This is a genomic window from Pseudomonas salicis (assembly GCF_057128705.1).
In genome coordinates, this window is the sequence record NZ_JBSKHU010000001.1 from 111316 (window position 1) to 135414 (window position 24099).

At 59.4% G+C, this 24099-nt stretch carries 18 protein-coding genes; 10 read left to right on the forward strand and 8 right to left on the reverse strand.

Translation table 11 applies throughout. From position 1 onward, the window contains the following. Nucleotides 1-35: 35 nt before the first annotated feature. The 6 genes from ACWKWE_RS00540 to ACWKWE_RS00565 all read left to right on the forward strand — a co-directional run bounded on the left by ACWKWE_RS00540 (nt 36) and on the right by ACWKWE_RS00565 (nt 6647). Nucleotides 36-1337 carry a D-tagatose-bisphosphate aldolase, class II, non-catalytic subunit gene (locus ACWKWE_RS00540; protein ID WP_483849248.1) on the forward strand — a complete coding sequence of 434 codons (1302 nt, stop codon included), beginning with the start codon at nt 36-38 and terminating at the stop codon, nt 1335-1337. 148 nt (nt 1338-1485) lie between these two features. Next, complete coding sequence (locus ACWKWE_RS00545) at nt 1486-2346, forward strand: SDR family oxidoreductase (protein ID WP_483849961.1); 861 nt, start codon at nt 1486-1488, stop codon at nt 2344-2346. Nucleotides 2347-2545: 199 nt separating this feature from the next. Next, nucleotides 2546-2809 (forward strand): DUF1652 domain-containing protein, encoded by a 264-nt coding sequence (locus ACWKWE_RS00550; RefSeq protein ID WP_483849249.1) that lies wholly within the window; start codon nt 2546-2548, stop codon nt 2807-2809. A gap of 285 nt (nt 2810-3094) precedes the next feature. Continuing rightward, nucleotides 3095-4003 (forward strand): LysR family transcriptional regulator, encoded by a 909-nt coding sequence (locus tag ACWKWE_RS00555; protein WP_483849250.1) that lies wholly within the window; start codon nt 3095-3097, stop codon nt 4001-4003. Between the two features lie 185 nt (nt 4004-4188). After that, nucleotides 4189-4536, forward strand: a complete 348-nt coding sequence (locus tag ACWKWE_RS00560) for an EthD domain-containing protein (protein WP_483849251.1) — start codon at nt 4189-4191, stop codon at nt 4534-4536. 212 nt (nt 4537-4748) lie between these two features. Continuing rightward, entirely contained in the window at nt 4749-6647 is a 1899-nt protein-coding gene (locus ACWKWE_RS00565) for an ATP-binding protein (RefSeq protein ID WP_483849252.1), read from the forward strand. A 14-nt stretch (nt 6648-6661) separates the two neighbouring features. On the opposite strand, the gene ACWKWE_RS00570 is transcribed toward ACWKWE_RS00565, so the two are convergent. From ACWKWE_RS00570 to ACWKWE_RS00580, 3 genes are all read right to left on the reverse strand, one after another. Continuing rightward, complete coding sequence (locus ACWKWE_RS00570) at nt 6662-7291, reverse strand: DJ-1/PfpI family protein (protein WP_483849253.1); 630 nt, start codon at nt 7289-7291, stop codon at nt 6662-6664. 148 nt (nt 7292-7439) lie between these two features. Further along, entirely contained in the window at nt 7440-8066 is a 627-nt protein-coding gene (locus ACWKWE_RS00575) for a LysE family translocator (protein WP_483849254.1), read from the reverse strand. A gap of 349 nt (nt 8067-8415) precedes the next feature. After that, nucleotides 8416-9312 (reverse strand): LysR family transcriptional regulator, encoded by an 897-nt coding sequence (locus ACWKWE_RS00580; protein ID WP_483849255.1) that lies wholly within the window; start codon nt 9310-9312, stop codon nt 8416-8418. 94 nt (nt 9313-9406) lie between these two features. On the opposite strand from ACWKWE_RS00580, the gene ACWKWE_RS00585 reads away from it, so the two are divergent. Then, a complete protein-coding gene (locus ACWKWE_RS00585; RefSeq protein WP_483849256.1) occupies nt 9407-10573 on the forward strand; it encodes an MFS transporter in 1167 nt (388 codons plus the stop codon). Between the two features lie 64 nt (nt 10574-10637). On the opposite strand, the gene ACWKWE_RS00590 is transcribed toward ACWKWE_RS00585, so the two are convergent. Further along, a complete protein-coding gene (locus tag ACWKWE_RS00590) occupies nt 10638-12494 on the reverse strand; it encodes an ABC transporter ATP-binding protein (RefSeq protein ID WP_483849257.1) in 1857 nt (618 codons plus the stop codon). Between the two features lie 496 nt (nt 12495-12990). Between ACWKWE_RS00590 and ACWKWE_RS00595 the strand changes: the two genes are divergently transcribed. Next, nucleotides 12991-13761, forward strand: coding sequence for an SDR family oxidoreductase (locus ACWKWE_RS00595; RefSeq protein ID WP_483849258.1), 771 nt, complete (start codon nt 12991-12993; stop codon nt 13759-13761). A gap of 190 nt (nt 13762-13951) precedes the next feature. Here the strand turns inward: ACWKWE_RS00595 and ACWKWE_RS00600 are convergent, their stop codons facing one another. Together ACWKWE_RS00600 and hhe are read right to left on the reverse strand one after the other, a co-directional pair. Further along, complete coding sequence (locus ACWKWE_RS00600; RefSeq protein WP_483849259.1) at nt 13952-14332, reverse strand: COG4315 family predicted lipoprotein; 381 nt, start codon at nt 14330-14332, stop codon at nt 13952-13954. A gap of 644 nt (nt 14333-14976) precedes the next feature. Continuing rightward, nucleotides 14977-20706, reverse strand: coding sequence for a DUF4011 domain-containing anti-phage protein Hhe (gene hhe / locus ACWKWE_RS00605; protein WP_483849260.1), 5730 nt, complete (start codon nt 20704-20706; stop codon nt 14977-14979). Nucleotides 20707-21034: 328 nt separating this feature from the next. Between hhe and ACWKWE_RS00610 the strand changes: the two genes are divergently transcribed. Then, complete coding sequence (locus ACWKWE_RS00610; protein ID WP_483849261.1) at nt 21035-21532, forward strand: DUF302 domain-containing protein; 498 nt, start codon at nt 21035-21037, stop codon at nt 21530-21532. A gap of 55 nt (nt 21533-21587) precedes the next feature. Here the strand turns inward: ACWKWE_RS00610 and ACWKWE_RS00615 are convergent, their stop codons facing one another. After that, nucleotides 21588-22277: an SDR family NAD(P)-dependent oxidoreductase gene (locus ACWKWE_RS00615; protein ID WP_483849262.1), complete on the reverse strand. Its 690-nt coding sequence runs from the start codon at nt 22275-22277 to the stop codon at nt 21588-21590. A gap of 50 nt (nt 22278-22327) precedes the next feature. Here ACWKWE_RS00615 and ACWKWE_RS00620 point away from each other — a divergent pair, with 50 nt between their 5' ends. Beyond that, a complete protein-coding gene (locus tag ACWKWE_RS00620; RefSeq protein ID WP_483849263.1) occupies nt 22328-22660 on the forward strand; it encodes a hypothetical protein in 333 nt (110 codons plus the stop codon). 105 nt (nt 22661-22765) lie between these two features. On the opposite strand, the gene ACWKWE_RS00625 is transcribed toward ACWKWE_RS00620, so the two are convergent. Continuing rightward, nucleotides 22766-24055, reverse strand: a complete 1290-nt coding sequence (locus ACWKWE_RS00625; RefSeq protein ID WP_483849264.1) for an MFS transporter — start codon at nt 24053-24055, stop codon at nt 22766-22768. Nucleotides 24056-24099 lie beyond the last annotated feature (44 nt).

A 24099-nucleotide genomic window follows, 5' to 3' on the forward strand; every position in this document is an offset into this window, starting at 1 on the left:
TGGTGACGCTTCAACGTCATCCAGAGGCTTTGGTCATGCAGGCTCATTATCTTCAGGAATTGGTGAAAGCTCACGCACAGGCTCGACCTGTCGGCATCACGTCCATTTGTTCGGCGCACCCGTTGGTGATTGAAGCGGCGCTGCGTGAGGCGACAGGGCATCAGGGGCCCGTGCTGATCGAGGCCACGTGCAATCAGGTCAATCACGAGGGGGGCTACACGGGCATGACCCCTGCGGACTTTCGCCAGTTCGTTCTCGACATCGCGCAGCGCGTGGGCTTCGACACCGAGCGTCTGATTCTGGGAGGGGATCATTTAGGGCCCAACCCCTGGAAGGACTTGCCTGCCGAGACGGCGATGGTGAAGGCCGAAGCGATGCTCGACGCGTATGCCCGCGCGGGCTTTTCGAAGATTCACCTCGACGCCAGCATGGCCTGCGCGGGAGACGCCGAGCCGTTGCCGGGGGCGTTGATCGCCGAGCGTGCCGCGCGTCTGGCGGCCGTGGTGGAGCGGGCGGTCACGCGCTCCGGCATGCCGCCACCGGTGTACGTCGTCGGCACCGAAGTCCCGGTGCCTGGCGGTGCGCTGGAGAAGGTCGAAGACCTTGCCGTGACCACGCCGCAGGACGCCCAGGCGACTCTGGCGCTCCATCGTGAGGCGTTTGCCGCCCTCGATCTGCAAGAGGCCTACGGGCGGATTGTCGGGTTGGTGGTGCAGCCCGGCGTCGAGTTCGGCAATGAAAACGTGGTGGTGTACGACGCTCCCAAGGCGCGTGCGTTGAGTGCGGTGTTGCAGACCGAAAGGCAGGTGGTGTTCGAGGCCCATTCCACCGACTACCAGCCGCTGACGGCCCTTGGTGAACTGGTCCGCGACGGGTTTGCCATCCTCAAGGTCGGCCCCGGCCTGACGTTCGCGCTGCGCGAAGCCTTGTATGCCCTCGAACAGATCGCCGCGACGCTGCAGGTCTTGCCGGAACAGGGCCACGTGCATGACGTCATGGAAAACCTGATGCGTCAGCAGCCCCAGCACTGGAACCGCTATTACCACGGCGACGAATCGGCGCTGCGCCTGCAACGGCACTTCAGCTACAGCGATCGCATCCGTTACTACTGGCCGTCGGAACCGGCGAGCGAAGCGGTCGAGGTTCTGTTTCAGGCGCTCGGGAATCAGCCGATCAGCGAAACCCTGATCAGCCAATATCTGCCGCATCTCTACCCTCATGTGGCGAATGGCAAAGGCGACAGCTCGGCGAAAGGCCTCGTGCTGGCGGCGATTGCCCATGTGCTGAAGCAATACCGCCACGCGTGCGAGGGTGAGCAACAGCGCATGGCGTCCTGACGCGCAGTGGTGATTGGGTCATGGAAGACCCTTATGAACAGCGCGGTCTGCCTCCGAACCGGGCAGCGGTCAAAAAGTCCGAACTCCTTTCGCCCACGCAAAGTCCACCCTAGACGCGCACGTTGCGTCTGGACTTTTAAAGGAGAGCATCATGACCGATTACCCGAAACCACCGTTCAAGCCTCAACAGCAGCCGGTGCCCGGTGATCAGAGCCGAATGGACCCGTACCCGGATTGCGGCGAAAACAGCTACAAAGGTTCGGGCCGCCTGGCCAACAAGATCGCGCTGATTACCGGCGCCGACAGCGGCATTGGCCGCGCCGTCGCCATCGCGTTTGCCCGTGAAGGCGCCGACGTGGCGCTGTCGTACCTCGACGAGCATGAGGATGCGAAAGAGACCGCGCGTTGGGTGGAAGAAGCGGGGCGGCAGTGCCTGCTGCTGCCGGGGGACCTGGCGAAAAAAGAGCAGTGCTCGGCCATTGTCGATGCCACCGTGAAAGCGTTTGGCCGCATCGACGTGTTGGTCAACAACGCTGCCTTCCAGATGACCCATGACAGCCTCGAAGACATTACCGATGAGGAGTGGGTGAAGACCTTTGACATCAACATCACTGCCATTTTTCGCATCTGCAAGGCGGCGCTGCCGTCCATGGCCCGTGGCAGTTCGATCATCAACACCAGCTCGGTGAACTCGGATTCGCCCAAGCCAACATTGTTGCCGTACGCCACCACCAAAGGCGCCATCGCCAACTTCAGCGCCGGTCTGGCACAGATGCTGGGGCCGAAAGGCATCCGCGTGAACAGCGTCGCGCCGGGACCGATCTGGACGCCGCTGATCGTTGCGACCATGACCGATGAGGACGTCAAAAGCTTCGGTGAAGAAACGCCTCTTGGCAGACCCGGTCAGCCTGTCGAAGTGGCGCCGATTTACGTCCTGCTGGCGTCCGACGAGGCCAGTTACATTTCCGGCACCCGTTATGGCGTGACGGGGGGCAAGCCGATTCTCTGACCTGACCCTCAGGCCATAACCTTAAACACCCGGTTCGCCTGCTTCTCATGCCGGTTTTGGTTTGTCTCACTGACGGCCGAAATCGGAGTGGTCAGGGGCGGGAGCGGGTGTTCGTCTGCCTTCCGAAAAATACTGGGAATTTCCTGCGAACCGGCACTGTCCACCGACCACACAATAAAGGTCACCAAGGAACACGGACATGGCCATCTCCACGCTCGAACTTCGCCACATCATTGAATCTGCCTTTCTGCCCATGCGCTCCACCTGTTCGGCCTCGGCCAACGGTGAGCTGACCATCGAAATCATCGACCCGGCCACGGGGTTGAATGTCGTGTTCGGCGGTATTCCCATGGCGTCCCTCGGCACCAGTCGAGCGATTTCCGATCTGATTGCCCAGCTTCGTGCACAGGTCTGTCGTCCAGCCCGACACGGCAATGCCTATCGGCCCCGCGCGATGGGGTGAATGCTGCTGAGGCGCGACTTGACGGCAGAGAGTGTTGGGCGCGGTCATCCGGAAGGATAAGTGCAGCCTGACGCCGATGTGTCGCCTGCCGGGTCCTTTCGCGAATGAATTCGCTCCCACAGAAATATGGCGTCGCCGTTGATCGTGCAGTCTGACCCAGATTCCACTGTGGGAGCGAATTCATTCGCGAAGGTCTTCAACACGCAGCCTATGTTACATTTGCCCCTGTTTTCACCAGGCGCAACCTTGAGCCTCTCCCCACGACCAGCCCCTTTCAGGACATCCATGACCGACCAGTTCGCGGCGTTGCGCGTGTTCGTTCGCCTTGCGCAGACCGGCAGTTTTTCCAGAACGGCACGGGAGCTGAAACTGTCGCAACCCACCACCTCGCGCATGATTTCTGATCTGGAAGCGCATCTGGGCGTGACCCTGTTCAATCGCACCACCCGCGCCGTGGCGCTGACCCAAGCCGGGGCGGACTACCTCGCGGACATCCAGCCGATTCTCGATGCCTTGACCGAAGCCGATTACCGCATTCGCGGCAGTAGCGAGTTGCGCGGAGAGTTGCGGGTGAGCATGGCGTCCATTATTGCGTCACGCATCATCCTGCCGCGCTTGAAGGGTTTCATGGCCGAACACCCGCATCTCACTGTTCTGCTTTCGACCGAGGACCGACGTCAGGACCTTATCCTGGAAGGCATTGACGTGGCGCTGCGCTTCGGCACGCTGGCCGATTCCAGTGCGTTGGCGCGCAAGGTGGGCAGTTGGCCGCTGATCATGGCGGGCGCCCCGGATTACCTCCGCCAACAGGGCACGCCCTCATCGCCGTCCGATCTGACTACGCACCGCTTCATCGTGGCGGGACCGGTGGCGGCCCGAGCGCTGTTGATCGAACAGAACGGGCTGGAAATACCCGTTGAAATCCACGGCAACCTGACCGTCACGGGAACGGATGCGGGGGTCGTCGCGGGGAAGGAAGGCCTTGGGCTGGTGGTCGCGACCGTTCCCGCGCTTATCGCCGATATTGAAACCGGCAGTCTGGTGCGGGTCATGGCCGACTGGAACCTGGGTGCGGTGGACGCCTACGCACTTTATCCGGGAGGGCAGACGCCGAAACCCGCCGCCCGGGCATTCGTGGAGTTCATGATCGACGCGCTGAGCGATGTCGATCTCTGCCCGAGTGAGTCAAGCTAGAACGCGACCCGCGCAGACCCTAACCGCTGCGGTGTTCGTGTAACACCTAAATATCTGAATAAGTCTTATACCTCGCCCGCCGTCGGAACTGGCGGACGCCGATGTTATCGTTCGGCTTCACCTGTATCGCCCGACAGGCAGACTTTTCGTCAACTTCGGGCTGTCCTGTATTTGGAGTCGTTGTCATGATCAAGATGAGTTTATTCCTCACCCGCCGTTCGGATCTCACGTTCGAACAATTCAGCGAATACTGGGCAAATGTGCACTGGCCCATCGTACAAACAATGCCAGAAGTGTTGGAGCACACCATTCGTTATGTGCAGCAGCACAACGTCGGCGGCCTCCCGGAAGGCGTGCCTGCAGCCCCGTTCGACGGCTATGCGGAAGCCTGGTTCGCCAACAAAGAAGCCATTTATAAAGTGATCGGTTCTCCGAAGTGGGACGAGATCGTTGCGGTCGACGACGAGAACTTCCTCGACCGTTCCAAGACGCTCGTATTGTTCACTGAAGAGAAAGTCGATTACGTCGCTTGACACTTTCAGGCGTTGTACAAGGCTGTAAACGTTGAACTAAGGAGTCTCTGTGAAGAGGCTCTTTTTTGTGGCTGCATGATCAACAACAGGTACGCATCAAGGGTGTTTCCAGTCCCGACAGGTGAGTCGTTATCTGATGGCAATCTGCATCGCGATCCGAGGGGTTTGCTGGTAGTCTGCCACCCGTGAATACGGGCTCCACAGGAGCAGCCATGACCCCTCTAAACGCCATCCCTACAGCACCTTCGTCCGCCGCGTCCGCGACGTCAAAGGATGATCTGTCCGACATCGAACTGCTGCACACCATCAGCATGGCGCTGATAGGCGAGCAGGACCTTGAAGCCCTGTACGGCAAGATCGTCGATGCAGCGGTGTCCATTACCGGTTCGCAGTTCGGCACGATGCAGAAACTTTGCCCTCCCGACCACGCGTCAGGGCATGGGGGTGAGCTTCAACTGCTGGCTTCTCGGGGCCTGCCCCCCGAAGCCATCGGATTCTGGCAATGGGTCAGCCCCACGGCCTACAGCAGTTGCACGATGGCGCTGAAACTGGGCGAACGAGCCGTCATCCCCGACTTCGAACAATGGGCCGACATTTCAGGCACCGAAGACCTGCAAGCCTTTCGCCGCACCGGCATCCGTGCCGCGCAGACGACGCCGCTGCTGTCGCGCAGTGGCGACCTGCTGGGCATGATTTCCACCCATTGGAGCCAACCTCACCAGCCGTCCGAGCGCGACTTGAGGTTGCTGGACATTCTGTCGCGCCAGGCTGCCGACCTTCTCGAGCGCACGATTGCAGAAGAGTCGTTGCGTGCGCGGGAACAGGAACTGGCACGCACCTGCACCATGCTGCTGGAAATCGAAGAGCAGCAGCGTCAAGGCGCCGCCGAGCTGCGCCGCCTGAACGAAACCCTGGAACAGCGCGTCGCCGAACGCACCGCCGATCTGATGCAGGCCGAAGAAAAACTGCGTCAGTCGCAAAAAATGGAGGCCGTTGGGCAACTGACGGGCGGCCTGGCCAACGACTTCAACAACCTGCTGGCGGGCATTTCGGGCTCCCTCGAACTCATGGGCAAACGGATCGTTCAGGGCCGGCTGGCCGAGGTGGACAAATACATGGCCGCCGCTCAGGGTGGCGCAAAGCGGGCCGCCGCGCTTACCCATCGCCTGCTGGCCTTCTCGCGACGCCAGGCCCTCGAACCGCGCGCCACCCACGTCAACACGCTGATGCACGGCATAATCGAGCTGGTCCAGCGGACCGTCGGCCCCGGCATCACGCTGGAAACCGCCGGTGCCGCTGATTTGTGGCCGGCGTTTGTCGACGCGAGCCAGCTTGAAAACGCGTTGCTCAACCTGTGCATCAACGCCCGGGATGCCATGCCCGACGGCGGATGCATCACGCTCAGGACGTCCAACGAATACGTCAATCGCGAGACCGCGCTTGCTCACGACATGTCGGAAGGGCACTACCTGTGTCTGTGCGTCAGCGACATCGGCATCGGCATGACGCCGGAGGTGATCGCTCATGCCTTCGAACCGTTCTTCACCACCAAACCCATGGGGCAGGGCACAGGGCTTGGGCTGTCGATGATCTACGGTTTCGCCCAACAGTCGGGCGGCCAGGTGCGGATTCAGTCCCGCGTGGGCGAGGGCACGAGCGTGTTCATCTACCTGCCGCGCCACCATGAAGAAGGGGTGCCGGAAGCGTCGCCCCGGAAAATCACTGCCGTGGATGTCGCACGGTACGGGGAAACGGTGTTGCTGGTAGACGACGAACCCACCGTGCGCATGCTGCTGGCGGACGTGTTGGGTGAGCTCGGTTACACCGTGATCGAAGCTGCCGACAGCCTCGCCGGACTCAGGCTGCTGCGCTCGGACATGCACATCGACGTGCTGGTCACCGACATCGGCCTGCCGGGCGGCATGAACGGTTGGCAAATGGCCGACGCGGGACGGGAAGTGCGTCCCGCGCTCAAAACGCTGTTCGTGACCGGGTACGCCGAAAGTTTCGTGCTCGACAGCGGTCAGCTTCAGTCGGGTATGCAATTGCTGACCAAGCCGTTCGAGATCGACACCCTCGGTGGCCGCCTGCGCGACCTGCTGTCCTCATAACGGTTGGCGGCGGGTCACGCGGCTGGCACCTGCGGCGTTGTGAACCAGGCCTCGGAGGGCGTAGGAAAGCGCATCTTCTCTCGAAGCCGTGCAGCGTTGCTCGCGTTGGTCAGCATCTCGACCAACAGAAACGCCACTTCCGACGCCGTGCCCGGTCCAGTGGATGTGATCAGCTTCCCGTCTCGCACCACCGGTTGGTCGACGAACGTGGCACCGGTCTCCACCAGTTGCTGCTTTCGGCGTCCGCCCACCTGGTGATAAACCGTGGCCTGGCGCGCGTGCAGCACGCCCGCCCGGCCCAGGCACAACGAGGAGACACAGACGCTGGCGACGATCTTGTCGGCCTCGACGAAGTGGCGGATCGTCTCCAGAAACGGCTCACTCAGCGCTTCCTCGTAAAACCCGCTGGGTTCGAAACCACCCGGCAATGCCAAGGCGTCGAACGCATTCAGGTCCAGATCGGCCAACTGCCGATTGGGGCGAATCACCAAGCCAAATGTCGAGGTGATTTCCTCCCGCAAGCCTGCCATCACCAGTTCGATCTTTTCGTCTCCTACCAAGTCGGCCCAACCCAGGATGTCGGTGAACGCCGCCATTTCCATGGGTTCAACGCCATTGGCGAGTAGCATCAAAACCTTTTTCACATCGTCTCTCCATTCACGTGGACGCACCTCCGGCTCGCAAGCCGGCAGTCATGAACGGAATGGTTGATGTTCGGGCGGCTGGGGACAATCCCTTGAAATCGCAATTGATCATTCCATGCAGTGAAATGATCGCGGGCACTGCGTTCGCTTACCGCTGCTGCAACGCCACCTTCAATCCCAACCCCACAAACAGTGTGCCGATCAGTTTGCCTTCCCAGCGACGGAGTTTCGCCAGGCCTTTGATGTAGCGCCCCAATGGGCGGATGGCAATCGCGATGAGGCTGGTGTACGCAACGCTCAGTCCGGAGAAAATCAGCCCCAGCAGGGCGAACTGCACCAATGAAGAATCGGCTCCGGCGTGAACGAACTGGGGCAGAAAGGCAAGGAAGAAGATCGCCGTTTTCGGGTTCAGGATTTCGGTGCCCACGGCTTGCAGAAACGCTTGCTTCGCGCTGACGGCGGGCAGGTCCGGGTGGCTGGTGGCGCCGGGTTTGGCGACGAACGCCCGGACACCGAGGTAAATCAGATAACAGGCGCCGACCAGTTTTACCGCGTTGAACGCGGTGGCCGACGTCATCAGAATCGCCGACAACCCGAGTGCGGCGCTCAAAGTGTGAAGCAGATCTCCCGCTGCAATCCCCAACCCCGTCGCAATGCCCAGCTTTCGACCGCCTTGCAATGTGCGGGTGATCACCAGCAACACCGCAGGACCGGGAATCAGAAACAGACCGAGGACGACAGCGACGTAGGTCACGAGAGAGGCGGGGTCGAACATGGCGGCAGGTCTCGTTGAGGGGTGGGGCGGACAGTAATCCTCAGGTTTTTTATGAAAGCAATAGGCGCGACCTTCCTGTAGCCGTCCGGCTGGGCGGCGGTGACATCTGAAGAGCGCCACCGTCGGCAAGCCGTGCGAATACAGGGGGTGATGTCATTCGCACGATCACGCACTGCCGAGAAACCTGTGGGAGCGAATTCATTCGCGAAAGGTGGGTACAGCCGATACACCTCTGTCGCCTGATCGATTTTTCGTCGGTATGCCGCCCAGAATGAACCGCTCCCACGGGGGGCATGGTGTGTCAGGTTTTTCGTAGCCCTACCACGCCGCGCAGCTACGGCGGTTGGCATCACCATCCCCCGTGGTGCTCCAGCAAGAAATCCACGAATACCCGAACCCGCGCCGTCATGGTCGAGCCGCCCACGAACACGGCGTGGATCGGCTCGCGGTCGCCGGGGTTGTAGGCTTCCAGCAGGGGGATGAGCAGACCGCGTTCGATGTCCTCGGCCACGGAGAACGCGCCGATGCGCGCGATGCCTGCGCCGAGTATCGCCAGTTGTGAAAGCGCTTCACCGCTGCTGCATTCGAGGCTGCCGCTGACTTTAAGGGAAAAATGTTCGCCGTTGCGACAGAACGGCCAACCGTCTGCGGCGCGGCGAAAATTGAAGCGCAAGCAGTTGTGGCGGGTGAGGTCTTCGGGTTCGAGGGGCAGGCCGTGTTGTTCGACATAGCCGGGGGAGGCGACGATCACCTGGCCGGTTTCGCCGATGCAGCGGGCAGTCAAGGGGCTGTCGGGCAGGTCACCGAAGCGGATCGCCACGTCCGCCTGGCCCGCGAGAATGTCGACGATTTCATCGCCCAGGGTCAGATCCACGAGGATTTCAGGATACTGCGCGCTGAACGCGGCGATCAGCGGCACGATGGTAAGGCGACCGTGTGCCAGCGCTGCGCTGACCCTCAGGCGCCCTCGTGGGACACCCTGGCTTGTGATGGCTTCTTCGACTTCGGCCATGTCCGCCAGAATGCGCCGCGCACCGCGCAGGTACGTTTCGCCTTCGGCGGTGAGGGCAATCGCCCGGGTCGTGCGCAACAGAAGGCGGGTTCCAATGCGTTGCTCGGTACGGGCGATGATCCGGCTGACGGCCGAGGGCGTGAGGTCCAGTGCCCGGGCAGCCGCTGAGAAGCTTCCCGTCTGGGCCACCTTGGCGAACACCTCCATCTCACCCGACTTACCGTTGAGGTCCATTTGTGCTCCTGGCGCAAAAGTGCTTGTACAGAAAGCGGTCTACCGCCTTTAAAACGGGGATCGTAGCATTTGCGGCATAGATAAGGAGCCTCTCATGCGTATCAATCCACCCCTCATCGCGCTCTCGATCGGTGCCTTTGGCATCGGCGTGACCGAGTTTGCGCCCATGGGCATGTTGCCCGGTATTGCCGCCGACCTCGGCGTTTCCATCCCCACTGCTGGCCTGTTGGTCAGCGCCTACGCGTTGGGCGTGCTGATCGGCGCACCCCTGATGACCCTGACCACCGGAAAAATTCCACGGCGTGCTCTGCTGATCGGCTTGATGGCCATTTTCACGTTGGGCAACCTGATGTCGGCACTGGCGACCAACTACGAAAGTCTGCTCATCGCCCGGGTGGTGACCTCACTGAACCACGGCGCTTTTTTTGGCATTGGCTCGATTGTCGCTGCCAGCGTGGTGGCGCCTGAGAAACGGGCAGGGGCCGTTGCGGCCATGTTCATGGGGCTGACCATCGCTACGATTGGCGGGGTGCCGCTGGCCAGTTGGTTCGGCGAAATGCTGGGCTGGCGAACGGCGTTCTGGGGCATTGCCGGCCTTGGTTTCGTGGCGATGATTTCCCTCTGGTTCGCCTTGCCTAACCTGCCACTGCCGAAGAGTGACGGCGTGATGGCGGAGGTTCGGGTGTTGCTCCGGGGATCGGTGCTGTCGGCCCTGGCGCTGACGGTCATCGGCTCGGGCGCGATGTTCACGGTGTTCACCTACATCGCGCCAATTCTGCAAAGTGAAACCCACGCCTCCACCGGGTTCATCACCGCCATGCTGGTGCTGTTCGGTGTGGGCCTGACGCTGGGCAACGTGTGGGGCGGCAAGGCAGCCGATCGTTCGGTGGATCGGACATTGATCGTCTCGCTGGTGGTGTTGATCGTGGTGTTGCTGGCGTTCTCGGTGCTCATGCGCTGGCCGCTGCCGACCGCGCTGGCGATTCTGGTCTGGGGCGCGGCGAGCTTTGCCTTGGTGCCGCCGCTGCAGATGCGGGTGATGGAAGCCGCAAAAGACGCACCGAACCTGGCCTCGGCGGTGAACATCGGCGCGTTCAACTTCGGCAACGCCATTGGCGCGCTGCTGGGCGGCGCGGTGATCAATGCCGGTCTGGGCTACCCCGCGATTTCGCTGGCGGGAGCAATGATGGCGGGGCTGGGCCTGTTGATGGTGTTGGGGTTTGCCTGGCGCGCCCGAATTCGCTCAGTGCGATATGCCTGACAGGGGGAGTGCGCCCGGATGTGCTGCCGCGCCGCAGCACATCCGAGCGACGCGGCGCCCGCTGCTATTCCATCGCCTCGGCCACCCCCTGATCTTCCCCCAGAAACCCGCCGCTCTGGTGCTGCCAGAGCCGTGCGTAGGTGCCGTTTTTTTCGAGCAATTCGGCGTGAGTGCCTTGTTCAATGATCCGGCCTTCATCCATGACGATCAGCCGATCCATCGCCGCGATGGTGGACAGCCGGTGGGCGATGGCGATCACGGTCTTGCCTTGCATCATTTCATCGAGGCTTTCCTGAATGGCGACCTCGACTTCTGAATCCAGCGCGCTGGTGGCTTCGTCCAGCAGCAAGATGGGCGCGTTCTTCAACATCACCCGCGCAATCGCCACCCGCTGACGCTGTCCGCCCGACAGCTTGATGCCGCGTTCGCCGACCAGGGTGTCGTAGCCAGAGTGGCCTTGCTTGTCGCTCAACTGACGGATAAACCCATCGGCCTGGGCCATGCGGGCGGCTTCATAGACGTGCTCGTCGGCGGCGTCGGGCCGGCCGTAGGCGATGTTGTCGCGGATGGAGCGGTGCAACAGCGAGGTGTCCTGCGTGACCATGCCGATGGCGCTGCGCAGGCTGTCCTGAGTGACGTGGGCGATGTCTTGGCCGTCGATGTGAATCTGGCCTTTGTCCACGTCATAGAAGCGCAGCAGCAAGTTGATCAGCGTGGATTTGCCGGCGCCGGAACGACCCACCAGGCCGATCTTTTCACCCGCACGAATGCTCAGGCTCAAGCCGTCGAGCACCTGGCGTTCGCCGTTGTAGTTAAAGCTCACGTTGTCGAAGGTGACGGCGCCACCGGAGGTCGTCAACACGCCTGCGTCGGGCGCGTCCTGCACCTTGGGGCCGCGCGTGAAGGTGGTCATGCCGTCCTGCACGGTGCCGATGCTCTCGAACAGCGAGGTCATCTGCCACATGATCCAGTGGGACATGCCATTGATGCGCAAGGCCATGGCCGTGATCGCCGCCACTGCACCCGCACCGACATCCCCCTGGTGCCAGAGCCACAGCGCGTAGCCACCGGCGCCGAAGATCAACCCGACCACCAGCGCCTGATTGACGATCTCGAATTGGCTCACCAGACGCATCTGGCGAAAGCCCGTGTGCTTGAAGTCTTCCATCGCAGCGCGGGCGAAGTGCGCCTCACGCTTGGAGTGAGAAAACAGCTTCACGGTGGTGATGTTGGTGTACGCGTCGGAGATGCGCCCGGTCATCGACGAACGTGCATGGGCCTGTTCCTGCCCGACCTTGCCCAGACGCGGCACGAAGTACCACATCGCCAGGCCAAACAGCACGATCCAGGCAATGAAAGGCAGCATCAGCTTCAGCGCGAAGCCCCCGGCCAACGCAATGATCGCGATGAAATACACGCCGATGCCGGGGGCGATTTCGATCAGGGTGAACAGCACTTCGCGCACGGCCAGGGCAGTCTGCATCACCTTGGTGGTGACCCGGCCCGAGAACTCGTCAGAAAAAAACGACAGGCTTTGCCGCAGCATCAAGCGGTGGAAGTCCCAGCGCAGCCGCAGCGGCAAGTTAATCGCCAGCACCTGGTGCTGCACCATCGTGCGCAAAGCCACCAGACCGACGCTGGTCACCAGCACAATGCCGATCCCCCAGAGCACGCGGGTTTCCTGCGCGACCGCGGCGTCTCCGCCGTTCTTCCAGGAGGACAACAGGTCCACCACCTGACCCAGAAAGGAAAACAGCCAGGCCTCGTAGATCGACACCCCGGCGCTGAGCAGGGCAAGGGCGAGCACGTAACCGCGAGCGCCACGGGTGCAGGCCCACAAAAACCGCACCAGACCGTCCGGTGGCGGCGGTACTTCGTCGGGTGGGAAAGGGTCGAGCCATCGTTCGAATGCGCGAAGCATCGGGTTCTCCATAACGTTTCAGTCGGGGGATTTTGCCATTGAACGGCGGCGTTGAGGCGAGATAACGCTCGCGGTCGCGTTTTTGCGCGCTGGAAATTGAGATGTCATGCGTGCTTTTTTGACACGGACGCGAGTTCAGACGCCGACCGGCCATGCGTCAGCCCCGGCATCGTGAGCCCTGTGATCTTCGGTAGAGTGGAAATTAAGTAACCTCTAAAAAACGATCGATAAGGATTTTTTTGTGGAGTTAACTATCGATGCTATATTTTTAAGGTCCAGATTTACGGCCTTATTGTCGATTTGTGCGCACTAAAATAGTAACCTGTAAAAGTTTTTTTGACAGGTTATGATTTGGTAAGCAACCTTCTCGATCATGCCGATGAGGTTATGGTCGGGTGAGGGGTGGCCTAATGTCGATCGGCAATGAAGACGCCAGCAAGACGCTTGTCATCATCGGATGATCCTTTCAATTCTTTCTTCGAAACAGGAAACTGCCATGGTCAAGTCCGTTGCAATCGTCACAGGGGCAAGTCAGGGAATCGGTCGCGCGACGGCGATCCGGTTGGCGAAGGATTTCGACGCAATCGTGCTGGTGGCGCGCAACCGTGAAAACCTTGAAGAAACCGCGAGGCACGTTGAAGCGGCGGGGGCCGAATCACGGCTCATCGCGGCCGACATTGCGGCGCCGGGCGTACCTGCTGATGTCGTTGCGCAGGTGCTGGCGGCGTATGGCCGAATCGATGCCTTGCTGAACATCGCGGGCGCCGTGCCTCAGATCGATCTGTTCGACATGACCGATGAGCAATGGCATCAGGGTGCCGAGCTCAAGTTGCACGGAGCGAGACGTATGACACTGGCCGCTTGGCCCGCGTTGAAGGCGTCCAACGGCGCGGTAGTCCTGATGTCAGGTAATTCGGCTGAAGCCCCCAAGTCGGCGTATGCCGCCGTGGCGACCCTCAACGCCGCCATCGTTGCCTTGGCCAAGGCGTTTGCGGATCGAGGCATTCAGGACGGCGTGCAAGTGAACAGTGTGCTGCCAGGCCCTGTGATGACCGGACGCAGACAGTCGTTTCTGGAGAAGTGGGCGCCAGCGAACGGGATGAGCGTTGAAGAGGCGACCGTCAAGTTTCCGCAAAACGCCGGCATTGCCCGATTCGGCGAGCCGAAGGAAATCGCGGACCTCCTGGCCTTCGTGGTTGCGCCTTCGGCACGTTGGCTAACCGGGTCAGCGTTGCGAATGGATGGGGGCGAAGTCAAAGCGGTTTGATGCACCCACTCAGGGCATCAAGCCCCTGACTCGCAGTTCTCGCCCCGTCGCGAACAGGCGCGCCGTCGATGGAAGTCGGGTGTTGAGTTGACCATGGCGAAGCGCTGGAAGAGCGGTTGGCGCGTGGGCGAGTCAGTTAGCAGGGTAGGCCGGGTTGCCGTGGCGACCCGGCAACCCGTCACACCACGGCTTATGGCTTCGCGACGTGCCACACATCCTTGAAGCCTTCGCCGGTCGTGTCGCCCGGCTTGCTGTCCTTGCTCCAGGTGTACAGCGGCATGCCGTTGTAAGCCCATTGGTGGGTACCGTCATCGCGTGTCACGACGCTGTACTTGCCGTCAGCCTTCGCGTCCGCACCCGCCGCCAACGGTGGCCATGCCTTGGCACAATCGCCGTTGCATGCGGATTTGCCGGCACTGTCTTTGGTGAAGGTGTACAGCGTCATGCCTTTCGCATCCGCCAGCACCTTGCCGTTGCTCGTGTCGGCGACCGAAGCGGGGCTGGCCGCGAAAGCCATTGAGGAGGCGCAGGTGAGGACGAGTGCCGCCGAGAAGATGATCTTGTTCAACATGGGAAATCCTTTTTTATGATTAGGGACCGTGGCCACGCGTGAATGGCGTGGTGCGAAGGACGGTTGATGTCCGCGCACAGGTAAAACGCTTGCCGGGAGGGTTTATTCCATCGGAGGTGGAAAATAATCCGGGTTGGGTTCGCGGGCCGCGTATTTGGGTGCGAAAGGGAGGCAAATGGGGTTGCGGCTTTGACTCGATCTTCGGAAAGGTCGCTTTCGATCCGAAGCTGACGCTCATTATCGACCGCTGTGGTAGATGTACCAGACTAACGTAGCTGCGAAAGGAGCGAGCACTATCAAGCTGCCTACGGCGAGGGCCAAGCCCCATGCAAGACCACATTCTCCTTTGAAGCGACCACCCGTCAGCAAGCTCAGTGCAAACACGCCCATCCGATGCGCCACGCGGTTGATGACCGCATCTAATATGAAGTCCATTCGCTCACATATGCCTCATGGATTTTATTAAGATTTCTGACATCAGCTTCTGGCCGCTCGCCGTCAGGTATCGAAGGACCGCTTTCAACGCAAAGCTGCCCACCGTCGGGAGCGGTCACAAGACGGAAGCGGTCATGAGTTAGCTACAAGCATGAAAACTGTTGAGCGAGGGTACAGTTCCCCGTACCCGAAACATGCTGTGAAGCCCCTTATGCATAGTCACCCATGAGCGTCAGTACATCGTCGATAAACCGCCCCTCGACAGGGTCGGTGCCTTCTCGAAGGTAGCCCGGCAGCAGCTGTTGAAATTCGCTTCGGTCGGCCGGTTTGAACTCCAGCAGGGCCTCAAGCATCGCAGGGCGGAGCAGGCGCCGGTTGTCCGGTGTGCCGGGGAGGGCCGGACGGATGATGTGCAGGTCGAGGTAGAGCAGTTTCTCGCGGAGCGTCGTGTCTCCCTCTTGGGTGATGCGTTCAGCGTGTTGACTCTGTTCTTCGGCGACCTGCTGGATGATTTGCTCTTCAGCTTGACCCGATTCGGGCTCCATGGCCGGTTCGGTGCGCAGGCTGGCCAGTTCCTGGAGGATCTGTTCGATTTGCAGCTTGGCATTGCGAAACCAGTCCACTGACCAGATACGGCGAATGCGCCAGCCGAGTTGTTCAAGCACGCTCTGACGCAGGCGGTCGCGGTCGCGGGCTGATTTGGCGGAGTGATAGGCAGCCCCGTCGCATTCGATGCCCATCAAGTAACGGCCAGGCTGGCCTGGGTCGCGAACAGCCAGATCGATGAAGAAACCTGCGACCCCCACCTGAGGCTCGCACTGATAGCCATGACGCTCCAGCGCTTCGATGACAGCGACTTCGAAATCGCTGTCGGACGCCTTGCCCGTCTCGCGTATATGCGGCATCTGGCCGGATTCTGCAAAGTGCAGGAAGTCGCGCAGGGCAAGAACGCCACGGCTGGATGTGCCCGTCGCCAGAACATCGCCAGCCGTGAAGGAAGCGAACACCTGCATTCGCTTCTTGGAACGGGTAAACAGTACGTTCAGGCGACGCCAGCCATCTGCGCCGTTGATCGGACCAAAACGCTGCGGCACACCGCCGCCGATTTCCATCGGGCCGTAGGTGGTGGATATATATATGACGTCCCGCTCATCACCCTGGACGTTCTCCAGGTTTTTGATGAACAAGGGTTCGTCGATTTCCTTGTTACGACTGAGCGCCTCTTGCAGCGCCGGATTCTGCTTGGCGAGCTGCTCTACGGCGCGATCGATCTGTTCCGCCTGCTTGACGTTCATGGCAACGACGCCAAGCGACTCTTCGGCGCGGTGCAGCAGATGATGCTCGATGGCTTTGGCGACAATCTCTGCTTCTTCAATGTTGCGCTGTTCAACGAAGCGCCCGCGTGGCACCCGCACAAATTTCACGCCGAACTCAGTCGATTCGCGATGAGGTGATGGGTACACCACCAGATTGCTGTCGTAGAACGCTTTGTTGGAAAAAGCGATCAGGCTTTCGTGGCGCGAACGGTAGTGCCAACGTAGACGGCGCAACTTGAACAGTGGCATGGCGGCTTCGAGGATGCTCTCCGAATCCTGCGCCAGAGAGGTTTCATTGCTGTCTTCGTCATCATCGCCGCCCTGGCGGGAGAAGAAGCTCGTAGGGGGCAGCTGTTTGGGGTCCCCGACGACGACCAGCTGGCTGCCCCGGGAGATGGCGCCCAACGCCTCTTCCGGCCGCATCTGCGATGCCTCGTCCATGACGATGATGTCGAAATGCACCTTGCCTGCAGGCAGATACTGAGCGACTGCCATGGGCGACATCATGAAGCACGGTTTCAACCCTTGCAGTGCCTCTGGAGCACGCATCATCAGCGAGCGAATGGACTCGTGACGCGTTTTCTTGCCAGCCTCGTGTTTCAGCAATGCAAGCTGCGTACGATCCTTGACCTTGCCGGAGTTGTTGCCTTCCGGAACCTTGTGCTGATCAATTTTGGCCGCCAGTTGCTCACGCTGTAGCCGGGTGAGTTGGTTGTCTATTTCGGCGAAGCGCGCGCGTATGGCTTCTTGATCTTTGCCAGAGAACTGCCCCAGTGCCGGATTGTTTTCAAGGACCTGTTTGGCCCAGAGGTCCATCAAGCCCAGCAAGCAGGCGTCTGTGGCCCTACCTGCCGGTAGGGTCTGGTTTTCGACCGCGACTATCACCGCTTCGAATCCCAGGTCGGCGAGTCGCTGGCGCAGGCGACGGTATTCAAGCCAGTGTTCGAGCAGTTCCTCATTTTGCGCGGCCCAGTGCAGGCGTTGACCGAGAGCGATGAGGTCACCTTGATCAACGTTTTTCCACCAGTGAGCCGGATGAATTTCGGCGCTGGTGATGAAGGAGGTCACGGCCTGTTCCCATGTTTGCAGCGTACCGCTCAGCGTCCGGCTCAGGTCGTTCCAACTGCCCACCAGTTGTTCTGCCTGCTTGGTGGTGCAGGCCGAGAGCTGTCGCACCAAGAGATGCCTGATCGGCAGTGACATGATTGGGCGGACGAACGAGACGGTGTGACGCCAGGCGATCAGGCGGTGACGCGCTTCAGCCAAATTGTCGAAGCGCGGAAGCTCTTCTCCGTTGAGGCACGCGAGCAACCCGGCGTTGACCTCAAGGGCCGACGCACGTTCTTGCCAATTCTCGACGGACTGCGCGAGGCCCATGATTCGGCCGGTGGTGGGCGCCTGTTCACTGATAAGCGGGAGAAGCGCATCGACTGCGGCCCCCACCTCTTTTATAAGCCGCATATAAAGGCCGTTGGGGGCGAGCAAGTCCTCGGACTTCAACAAGTGATTGTCCAAGGGCAGCAGACTTTCGAATTCAGTGCGGTGGGACAGCACATCTGCAAAGTATTCTGTGAGTTCTTCGGCATCAACAAGCAGGTGTTCCAATACTTCAGTGCTTTCTTTTAACAGGTACTCGGCTATCCATACGTTGCCTCCGAAGCCACGACCACACTTGTCTCGCAGTTCTCGGTACCAGTTGCGCAGGACGATCAGGTCCGTTGTTCTGGTATCCAAGTCTCTGAAGTGCTCTCCCAGCGTCTCTCGATAAACCGGGTTGGTTGCCAGGCGAGTACGGTTGAGTTTGTACGCAATTGCATCGGGCATGACGTGAAGGGCTGATTTGAGCTTGATGCCTGGTCGCACCATTCCGAGCACTTCTGCTTTGGCGGCGCGCCACCCGCCCTTGAACCAGCGGAAGATCGATTCGTCGGAAAGCACCCGTTGCAAATCTTCCAGGCGGGTGTGCTCTGGAAGTCGCTCAAGCGTGAAAACGCTAGCGGACCTTTCTCCGGACTGGTTGATGTGGGTGATGAGTTCACTGAGGTCGGGTAAAACCCTGTCGAGCGAAGCCTCTTCGAAGCGCTTGTGGCGCCATGTCGCCAAGGCAATGGGCATTTTCAACAGGAGATCGAGCAGGACCCCCAACTGTTCGATGCCATGCTTATCTGTTTTGAGCGACAGGGTAGCGGACGTTTTCGCGATGGTCTGAATCAACAATTGGGCTTTCGGGGCTTCATCAACGAGCTCTTGAGCTTCTTGAATCAGCTCCAGCAAATCATCCAGTTTCAATTCGCTATTGTCGTTGTGCTGCCGGATTCGCGCGCAGGACCCTTTAATCAGCTCCAAAGCCTTTTGGGAGCCGATGACGCTGGGGTGCAAGGCCTGGCTCAGGGCGGTTTGCTGCTCCATCAGGTGATCCATGCTTTCCAGCCAGTTCTGCAGGGCTTCACAGCTGGCTGAGTCGAGTCGGCTGATCAAGTCCCAGTCTTCGTCCCCTCTGGGCATTGGCATTGCCAACAGTGCACTTGCCAACTGCTCGATGGATGCAGGCGAGAATGACACCACGTCAGCGGCTTGAAGATTGTTCGAGGTCTGCGCTCGAATTTCGCTTAGCTTATCCAGTGCATCGATGGCATGTTTCAGTTGACGCAGAATCTCCGACCTTTCAAGCCCGGTTATTTGCGTCTTTGTGCACCCGAACCACGGGCGGGTTTCGAGCTGGCCGTTATTGCCGGCCTCTTCAGCCGTTTTTGTATAGACGTGGGCAAAGTAACCCGCTTGCTCCTGAACCTGATTCTTATCCAGATCCTTTCCATGAGACGGGTGATAGTCAGCAGGGCGGATGATTAGATTTTCACGTAAACGCGTGGCGTGCATCAGAATCTGGTGAGCCGTAAGGCGGGTATTGTCGTGGACGCTGTGCAGGTGCCGGACATGATCATTCAACTGCTGTTTCAAGCGCTCGTAGTTGTTGATCAAGTCGTTCAGTTGAGCAGGTTGACGGTAGCTGCCTCGATTACTGATCCGCTGCCCAATGCTTGACGCCACTGCGCTCTTTTGACTCTTGTGGCTATGAAGTTCCAGGCAGAACTCACCCAAGCCCGCACGCGTGAGTCTGTTTTTGACCACCTCCAATGCAGCACGCTTTTCCGCAACGAAGAGCACTTTTTTACCTTGCGCCATGGCGGCGGAGATCATATTGGTGATCGTCTGGGACTTGCCAGTGCCAGGTGGACCTTCGATGACAAGATCTTCGCCGCGCATGACGTCCACCAATGCGCTGTGCTGTGAGCTGTCCGCGTCGTCAATCAGAGGGTAGTGATGATGCACGTCCTTGAGCTCGTCGATAGCATGCTCACTGATGAATCCACCGGCACCAGACTCACTTGGTTCAGTGTTTGCCAAGCCAATCAGTCGCTGCACCAGGCTGCTCTGGAGTAGTACGTGGTTTTTACCGGGTTCAAGATCCAGGTACATCATCAGCTTGCCGAATTCAAATAAACCCAAGGAGGCGAAGCGGTGCAGTTTCCAATCGGGTTTCACTTCGAGAACGGTGTCCCGTACGCGTGCAAAATATTCCTCTGGCAGCAGGTCTTCGGCAATGCGCGGCAATGCGATACCAAAGTCTCGGCGCAGCTTCTCTCTCAAAGACAGGTTGGTGAGGATGTCCTCGCCGGTATACAGAAGTTCGTAGTCGAACGTTGCTGTTTTAGGATTGAGTTTTCCTTTCTCCAAGCGAACAGGTAACAGCATCAGCGGGGCAAGACGCGTACTGTTCTTGCCGGCAATCGACTCATCCCACTCAAGAAATCCGAGCGCCAGGTAAAGGATATTGGCCCCTGTTTCCTCAAGCGATAAGCGTGACTGTGCATGCAGAATCTGAAGCCTTGATTCCAGCTCGGTTGGGTAATACAGCGTTTGAATGGCATCGTCGGTATGTTTTGCGCCGGGCACCGCTGATCCCGTTGGCAGTTCATAGTCGATCTGCATGCCCAGGGTCTGTGCCCAGACTTCTGCCGTGGGTGGTTTCTTGAGTTCAGTGACACTGCCAGTGTGTTCGTCGTACTTGAGATAACCCCGTTCGATCAACTGGCGTTCTGTAGGCTCCGGAACCGGCGCGAATCGCATGACCTGTTCGGTCGTCAGCGTTTCAAAAAGATGGTCAGGGAGTTCATCGATAATCCGCGCAAACCGCTTGGAACGAGCATGCGAGAAATTCAGAAGCCGGTTTCGTGCGCTGAGATCCAGAAGGCGGCTGCGCAGTTTTTCCAGACTTTCCGGACTGTTGCTGCTGGGCTCATCCAGGTCTTCCCAGTTGGACGACTCATTTATGGATGAGTGATGAGTGTCAGCCTTCCAACTGCGGTCGAAGCGAAATACCGAGCCGCCCCGACCGCTGCCTTTTTGCAGCAGACCGTTTACGACCAGTTCGTCTCGGATTGACCAATAGTCATCGTCGGCAACGGAAAAGTCATGCAGCTCTGCTTTTTGCTCTAGCCGCTGTTTGAGTGTCTTGTTACCGACCGCTGCTCCGTCTCCGGGCACAAGTTCCAGTATCCAATCCTGTACGAGCTTCCTTTCGTTGACTGTCAAAGGCCTGCTGGCGGGAGATTGAACCGTCATGTCATTCATCCATTGAGATAGGTAAAAGGCGGATGCAGAGCGAGCTTGCCCAGGAGGCAACCATGATCGGAGAGGGCGGGCAGCATTCAGGACGCTGAGATACTTGCTGAAGCCGTCCTTGGGATCGTTTGGCGAAGCTTTGACTGCGGTGGCGCCACATTAGCGGCTGGGCCGGATGGGGTAAAGCGCGGAAAGGATAGCGATGCGCTGTTTATCCCTTGTCACCCGCTAGGGCGCAGACAAGACAAAATCCCTGCACCCTAGGCATTGAACTCTATATGAGGACTGTAATCTCTACCAGTACCACATTTATTTTCGAGAGCGTCCCATGCACATCACCGAACAGCCGTTCCAAGGTACACTCGTACGATTGACGTCCTCCAGAGCGTTCGAGTCTGTGCTCCATTCACTTCTTGAAGACATCGGCCACACGCCGGTGAACATGGACGAAATAACCGCACGCCACGAGACGTGGGAGGCTTTTCGTGATCATCTGCAACAGCTCGAAGGGCCGAGTGGTTTCATGCTGTTCGGTCTCGTCGACCACGGCGCCTGGACGCGCAAGGCAGGGCTTTCCCGCCGAGCGGTCAGGGTGATCCTGGGTAATCCGTTGATCGCGATCACGATGCTCAAACACGACTCGCAAGCAGGACTGTTTGCCCCGGTCGAGATGTTGCTGCTCGAAGAGCCTGGCAATACCAGCAGTCTGCTCTATGTGAAGCCGTCGTCGCTGATAGTGGTGGACGCCAACCCGCCGCTTCATGAGGCCGCTGCCGTGCTGGACCGCAAGCTTGCAGCGCTCGCCGATAAAGTGGTGGGCCAATAACGTTGTCCTGAGCGCCGAGCGGCTTCTGAAACCGCAGTCGGCGAGTGGCGTTCACTTACCAGGGCAGCTCGGTCCCATGGCGGTCGGTGAAGCGAAGGCCGGGTTTCCCCGCGTTTCGGGCCACGACGTCCACGACCAGAGGGATGCTCTCCGACACCTCCAACGATGCGCTCTCGGTGCCCATGTCCGTGCGAACCCAACCTGGTGCAACCAGAAGAAGTGCGCGGCTGTCGTGTGGGTGACGCGCATGGAAGCTCTTCATCAGCATGTTCAGTGCTGCCTTGCTGGAGCTGTAGAGTTCCCAAAAGCCGGTACTTTGCGTGATGCTGCCCAATTCAGAAGACATCACCGCGAGGACCCCGTTGTGTTTGACGTTGTCATGGAAGATCTCGATGACGCGCATGGGGCTCAACGCGTTGGTCAACAGCATGTCCAGATAGTCTTTTTCTGACACCTGCAACGGCGTCAGCGCATTGGCTTTGCAGATACCCGCGTTGACGAACAACACGTCCAGAATTCGACCTTGTTGACGACGATGCAGCGCCTGAACGGCGTCGAGATCCACAACATCGACCTGTTCGATTTCGAGGCAAGCGCCGAAGCGTTTTTCGAGGTCGTTGAGGCTTTCAGATGGACGACGGGTGGTTGCGACGACGTGCCATCCACGAGACAGATATTCTTCTGCGAGGGCCAGGCCAAGTCCGCGTGAAGCCCCGATGATCAAGGCAGCAGGTTGAGTGCTCATGATGTTCTCCTTGGTAACGCCCGGTCAGGAGGACGGGCGCAAACGAGGAGGTGAAAGTAGCAGCCGCGTGGTTGAGCAACGACGCCTCAACGGTCATCGAAGTCATGACGGCCTATCATCAATCAGTAAGGTTTTTACGCGAGTGGCCAAGTCCGGAAGTTTCTCCCGGGGGGCGCGAGGCGGCGGCTGACCTTGAAGACGCCACCACGGTCTTGGCCGAAAAACTCCTGCGCGAAGGCCGTCTCGTGCAGTTGTTGCCGGACTACGACATCGAGCCATTGAAGGCGTTTGCCGTCTTTCCTTCCGGCCCGAAACCCTCTGCCAAGGTGCGCGCACTGGTCACCCACCTCATCGCGGCCTTGGCGGAGGGCGAACCGGGGTGATCCGCAGAACCCCCGCAGGGCCCATGCCCTGCGGGGTGCGAAGCGGCCGCCAGGGCGCTGGTCATCACCGGAAAAGGTCGATGTTTTCGATGACACGGTGGTTATTTAGCGTTTGATCAGGAGCGACAACACCGCACTTGCAGAGCACAACCCGGCCACGATGGGAAAGATGATCGATGTGTCGCCACTGGCATCGATCAGATGCCCGATAATCGGCTCACCAATGCCAGCGAATACATAGGATGCGGTGTTGAGTACTCCGGTAGCCGTTCCAGCGGCGCTTCGGCCGAAAATATCAGGACACAGCGCCCAGAACGAAGAGGCAGGGCCAAAGACGAAGAAACCGCAGGCGAATAACAACGCAATGGCCAACACGCTGCCATGGGGGATGAACATCATGACGATGGCGGTTATTGACGCGAGCACCATGTAGGAGACGATTGCCAGATAGCGGCGCCCATTGAACACGGTATCGGAAATCCAGCTATTGGACAGCGCGCCCAGGGCCATGCCGATGGGTAACGCCACCGTTATCCACTTGGGGTCGATGACGGCTGAAGACGTTTTCCAGTCAAGCCCCAGAAAGTGGACAGGCACCCAAACCACCAATGCATAGCGCGCCGCATTCTGAAAGCCGATTGCCAACCCCGTGATGTAGAGCTTCCAGTTTCGCAACACCATGACGTAGCGGTCGGCGCTGCTTAATGCTTCCTCCGGTGCCACGGACAAGTTGTTCGAAAGACTGTCTTCGGCCTGTTCTGACAACGTATCTTCGGGACGTTCGGAAACGAACAGCCACAGCACCAGCGCGCCCACTAACATCGTGAGCGGCGCCAGTCTGAATATCCAGATCCAATCCAGGTTCATCGCACCCAAAATAATGATGGGCAATATAAAAGCGAGGACAGAGGAGAAGCCTGAGAAGCCGACATAGATGCCATAGACAAAACCGCGATGCTGATGCCCCCACCAGTTGGACAACAATCGACTGCCTGGCGCAAAGCCCATGGATTGGAAGTAACCATTGGCGCCCCAGGCCAGCATGAAAAACCAGAAAGAGTGACCAAAACTGAATAACCAGTTCGCCGCAAGCGACAAGATAACGCCGGCGATCATCATGCGTTTGCCGCCCAGTTTGTCCCCCAGATTACCGTTGATAAATTGCCCGCTGGCGTAGCACCACAACATCGTTGCGCTGATCCAGCCAATCTCGTACTTCGACAACCCATAATCATGCTGCAAGCCAGGAACGGCGAAACCCAATGTCTGACGGCCGGTGTAATAAAACAAATAACAGAACGTCACACCCATCAGGGCGCGCCATTTGTAGCGGTCGTAAGTTGCGCGGCGGTTTGAAGAGGAATAGTCCAGGGGATCAACGGTTTTTATTGTCATGCCTGTCTCCGGGCGGCGCGCCGTATTCGCGGCGCTAACCTTTT

Coding starts and splice junctions, on each gene's coding strand:
- ACWKWE_RS00540 (WP_483849248.1), top strand. CDS start 36: ATGCAGGCTCATTATCTTCAGGAATTGGTGAAAGCTCACGCACAGGCT.
- ACWKWE_RS00550 (WP_483849249.1), top strand. CDS start 2,546: ATGGCCATCTCCACGCTCGAACTTCGCCACATCATTGAATCTGCCTTT.
- ACWKWE_RS00555 (WP_483849250.1), top strand. CDS start 3,095: ATGACCGACCAGTTCGCGGCGTTGCGCGTGTTCGTTCGCCTTGCGCAG.
- ACWKWE_RS00560 (WP_483849251.1), top strand. CDS start 4,189: ATGATCAAGATGAGTTTATTCCTCACCCGCCGTTCGGATCTCACGTTC.
- ACWKWE_RS00565 (WP_483849252.1), top strand. CDS start 4,749: ATGACCCCTCTAAACGCCATCCCTACAGCACCTTCGTCCGCCGCGTCC.
- ACWKWE_RS00575 (WP_483849254.1), bottom strand. CDS start 8,066: ATGTTCGACCCCGCCTCTCTCGTGACCTACGTCGCTGTCGTCCTCGGT.
- ACWKWE_RS00580 (WP_483849255.1), bottom strand. CDS start 9,312: ATGGACCTCAACGGTAAGTCGGGTGAGATGGAGGTGTTCGCCAAGGTG.
- ACWKWE_RS00585 (WP_483849256.1), top strand. CDS start 9,407: ATGCGTATCAATCCACCCCTCATCGCGCTCTCGATCGGTGCCTTTGGC.
- ACWKWE_RS00590 (WP_483849257.1), bottom strand. CDS start 12,494: ATGCTTCGCGCATTCGAACGATGGCTCGACCCTTTCCCACCCGACGAA.
- ACWKWE_RS00595 (WP_483849258.1), top strand. CDS start 12,991: ATGGTCAAGTCCGTTGCAATCGTCACAGGGGCAAGTCAGGGAATCGGT.
- ACWKWE_RS00600 (WP_483849259.1), bottom strand. CDS start 14,332: ATGTTGAACAAGATCATCTTCTCGGCGGCACTCGTCCTCACCTGCGCC.
- hhe (WP_483849260.1), bottom strand. CDS start 20,706: ATGACGGTTCAATCTCCCGCCAGCAGGCCTTTGACAGTCAACGAAAGG.
- ACWKWE_RS00610 (WP_483849261.1), top strand. CDS start 21,035: ATGCACATCACCGAACAGCCGTTCCAAGGTACACTCGTACGATTGACG.
- ACWKWE_RS00615 (WP_483849262.1), bottom strand. CDS start 22,277: ATGAGCACTCAACCTGCTGCCTTGATCATCGGGGCTTCACGCGGACTT.
- ACWKWE_RS00625 (WP_483849264.1), bottom strand. CDS start 24,055: ATGACAATAAAAACCGTTGATCCCCTGGACTATTCCTCTTCAAACCGC.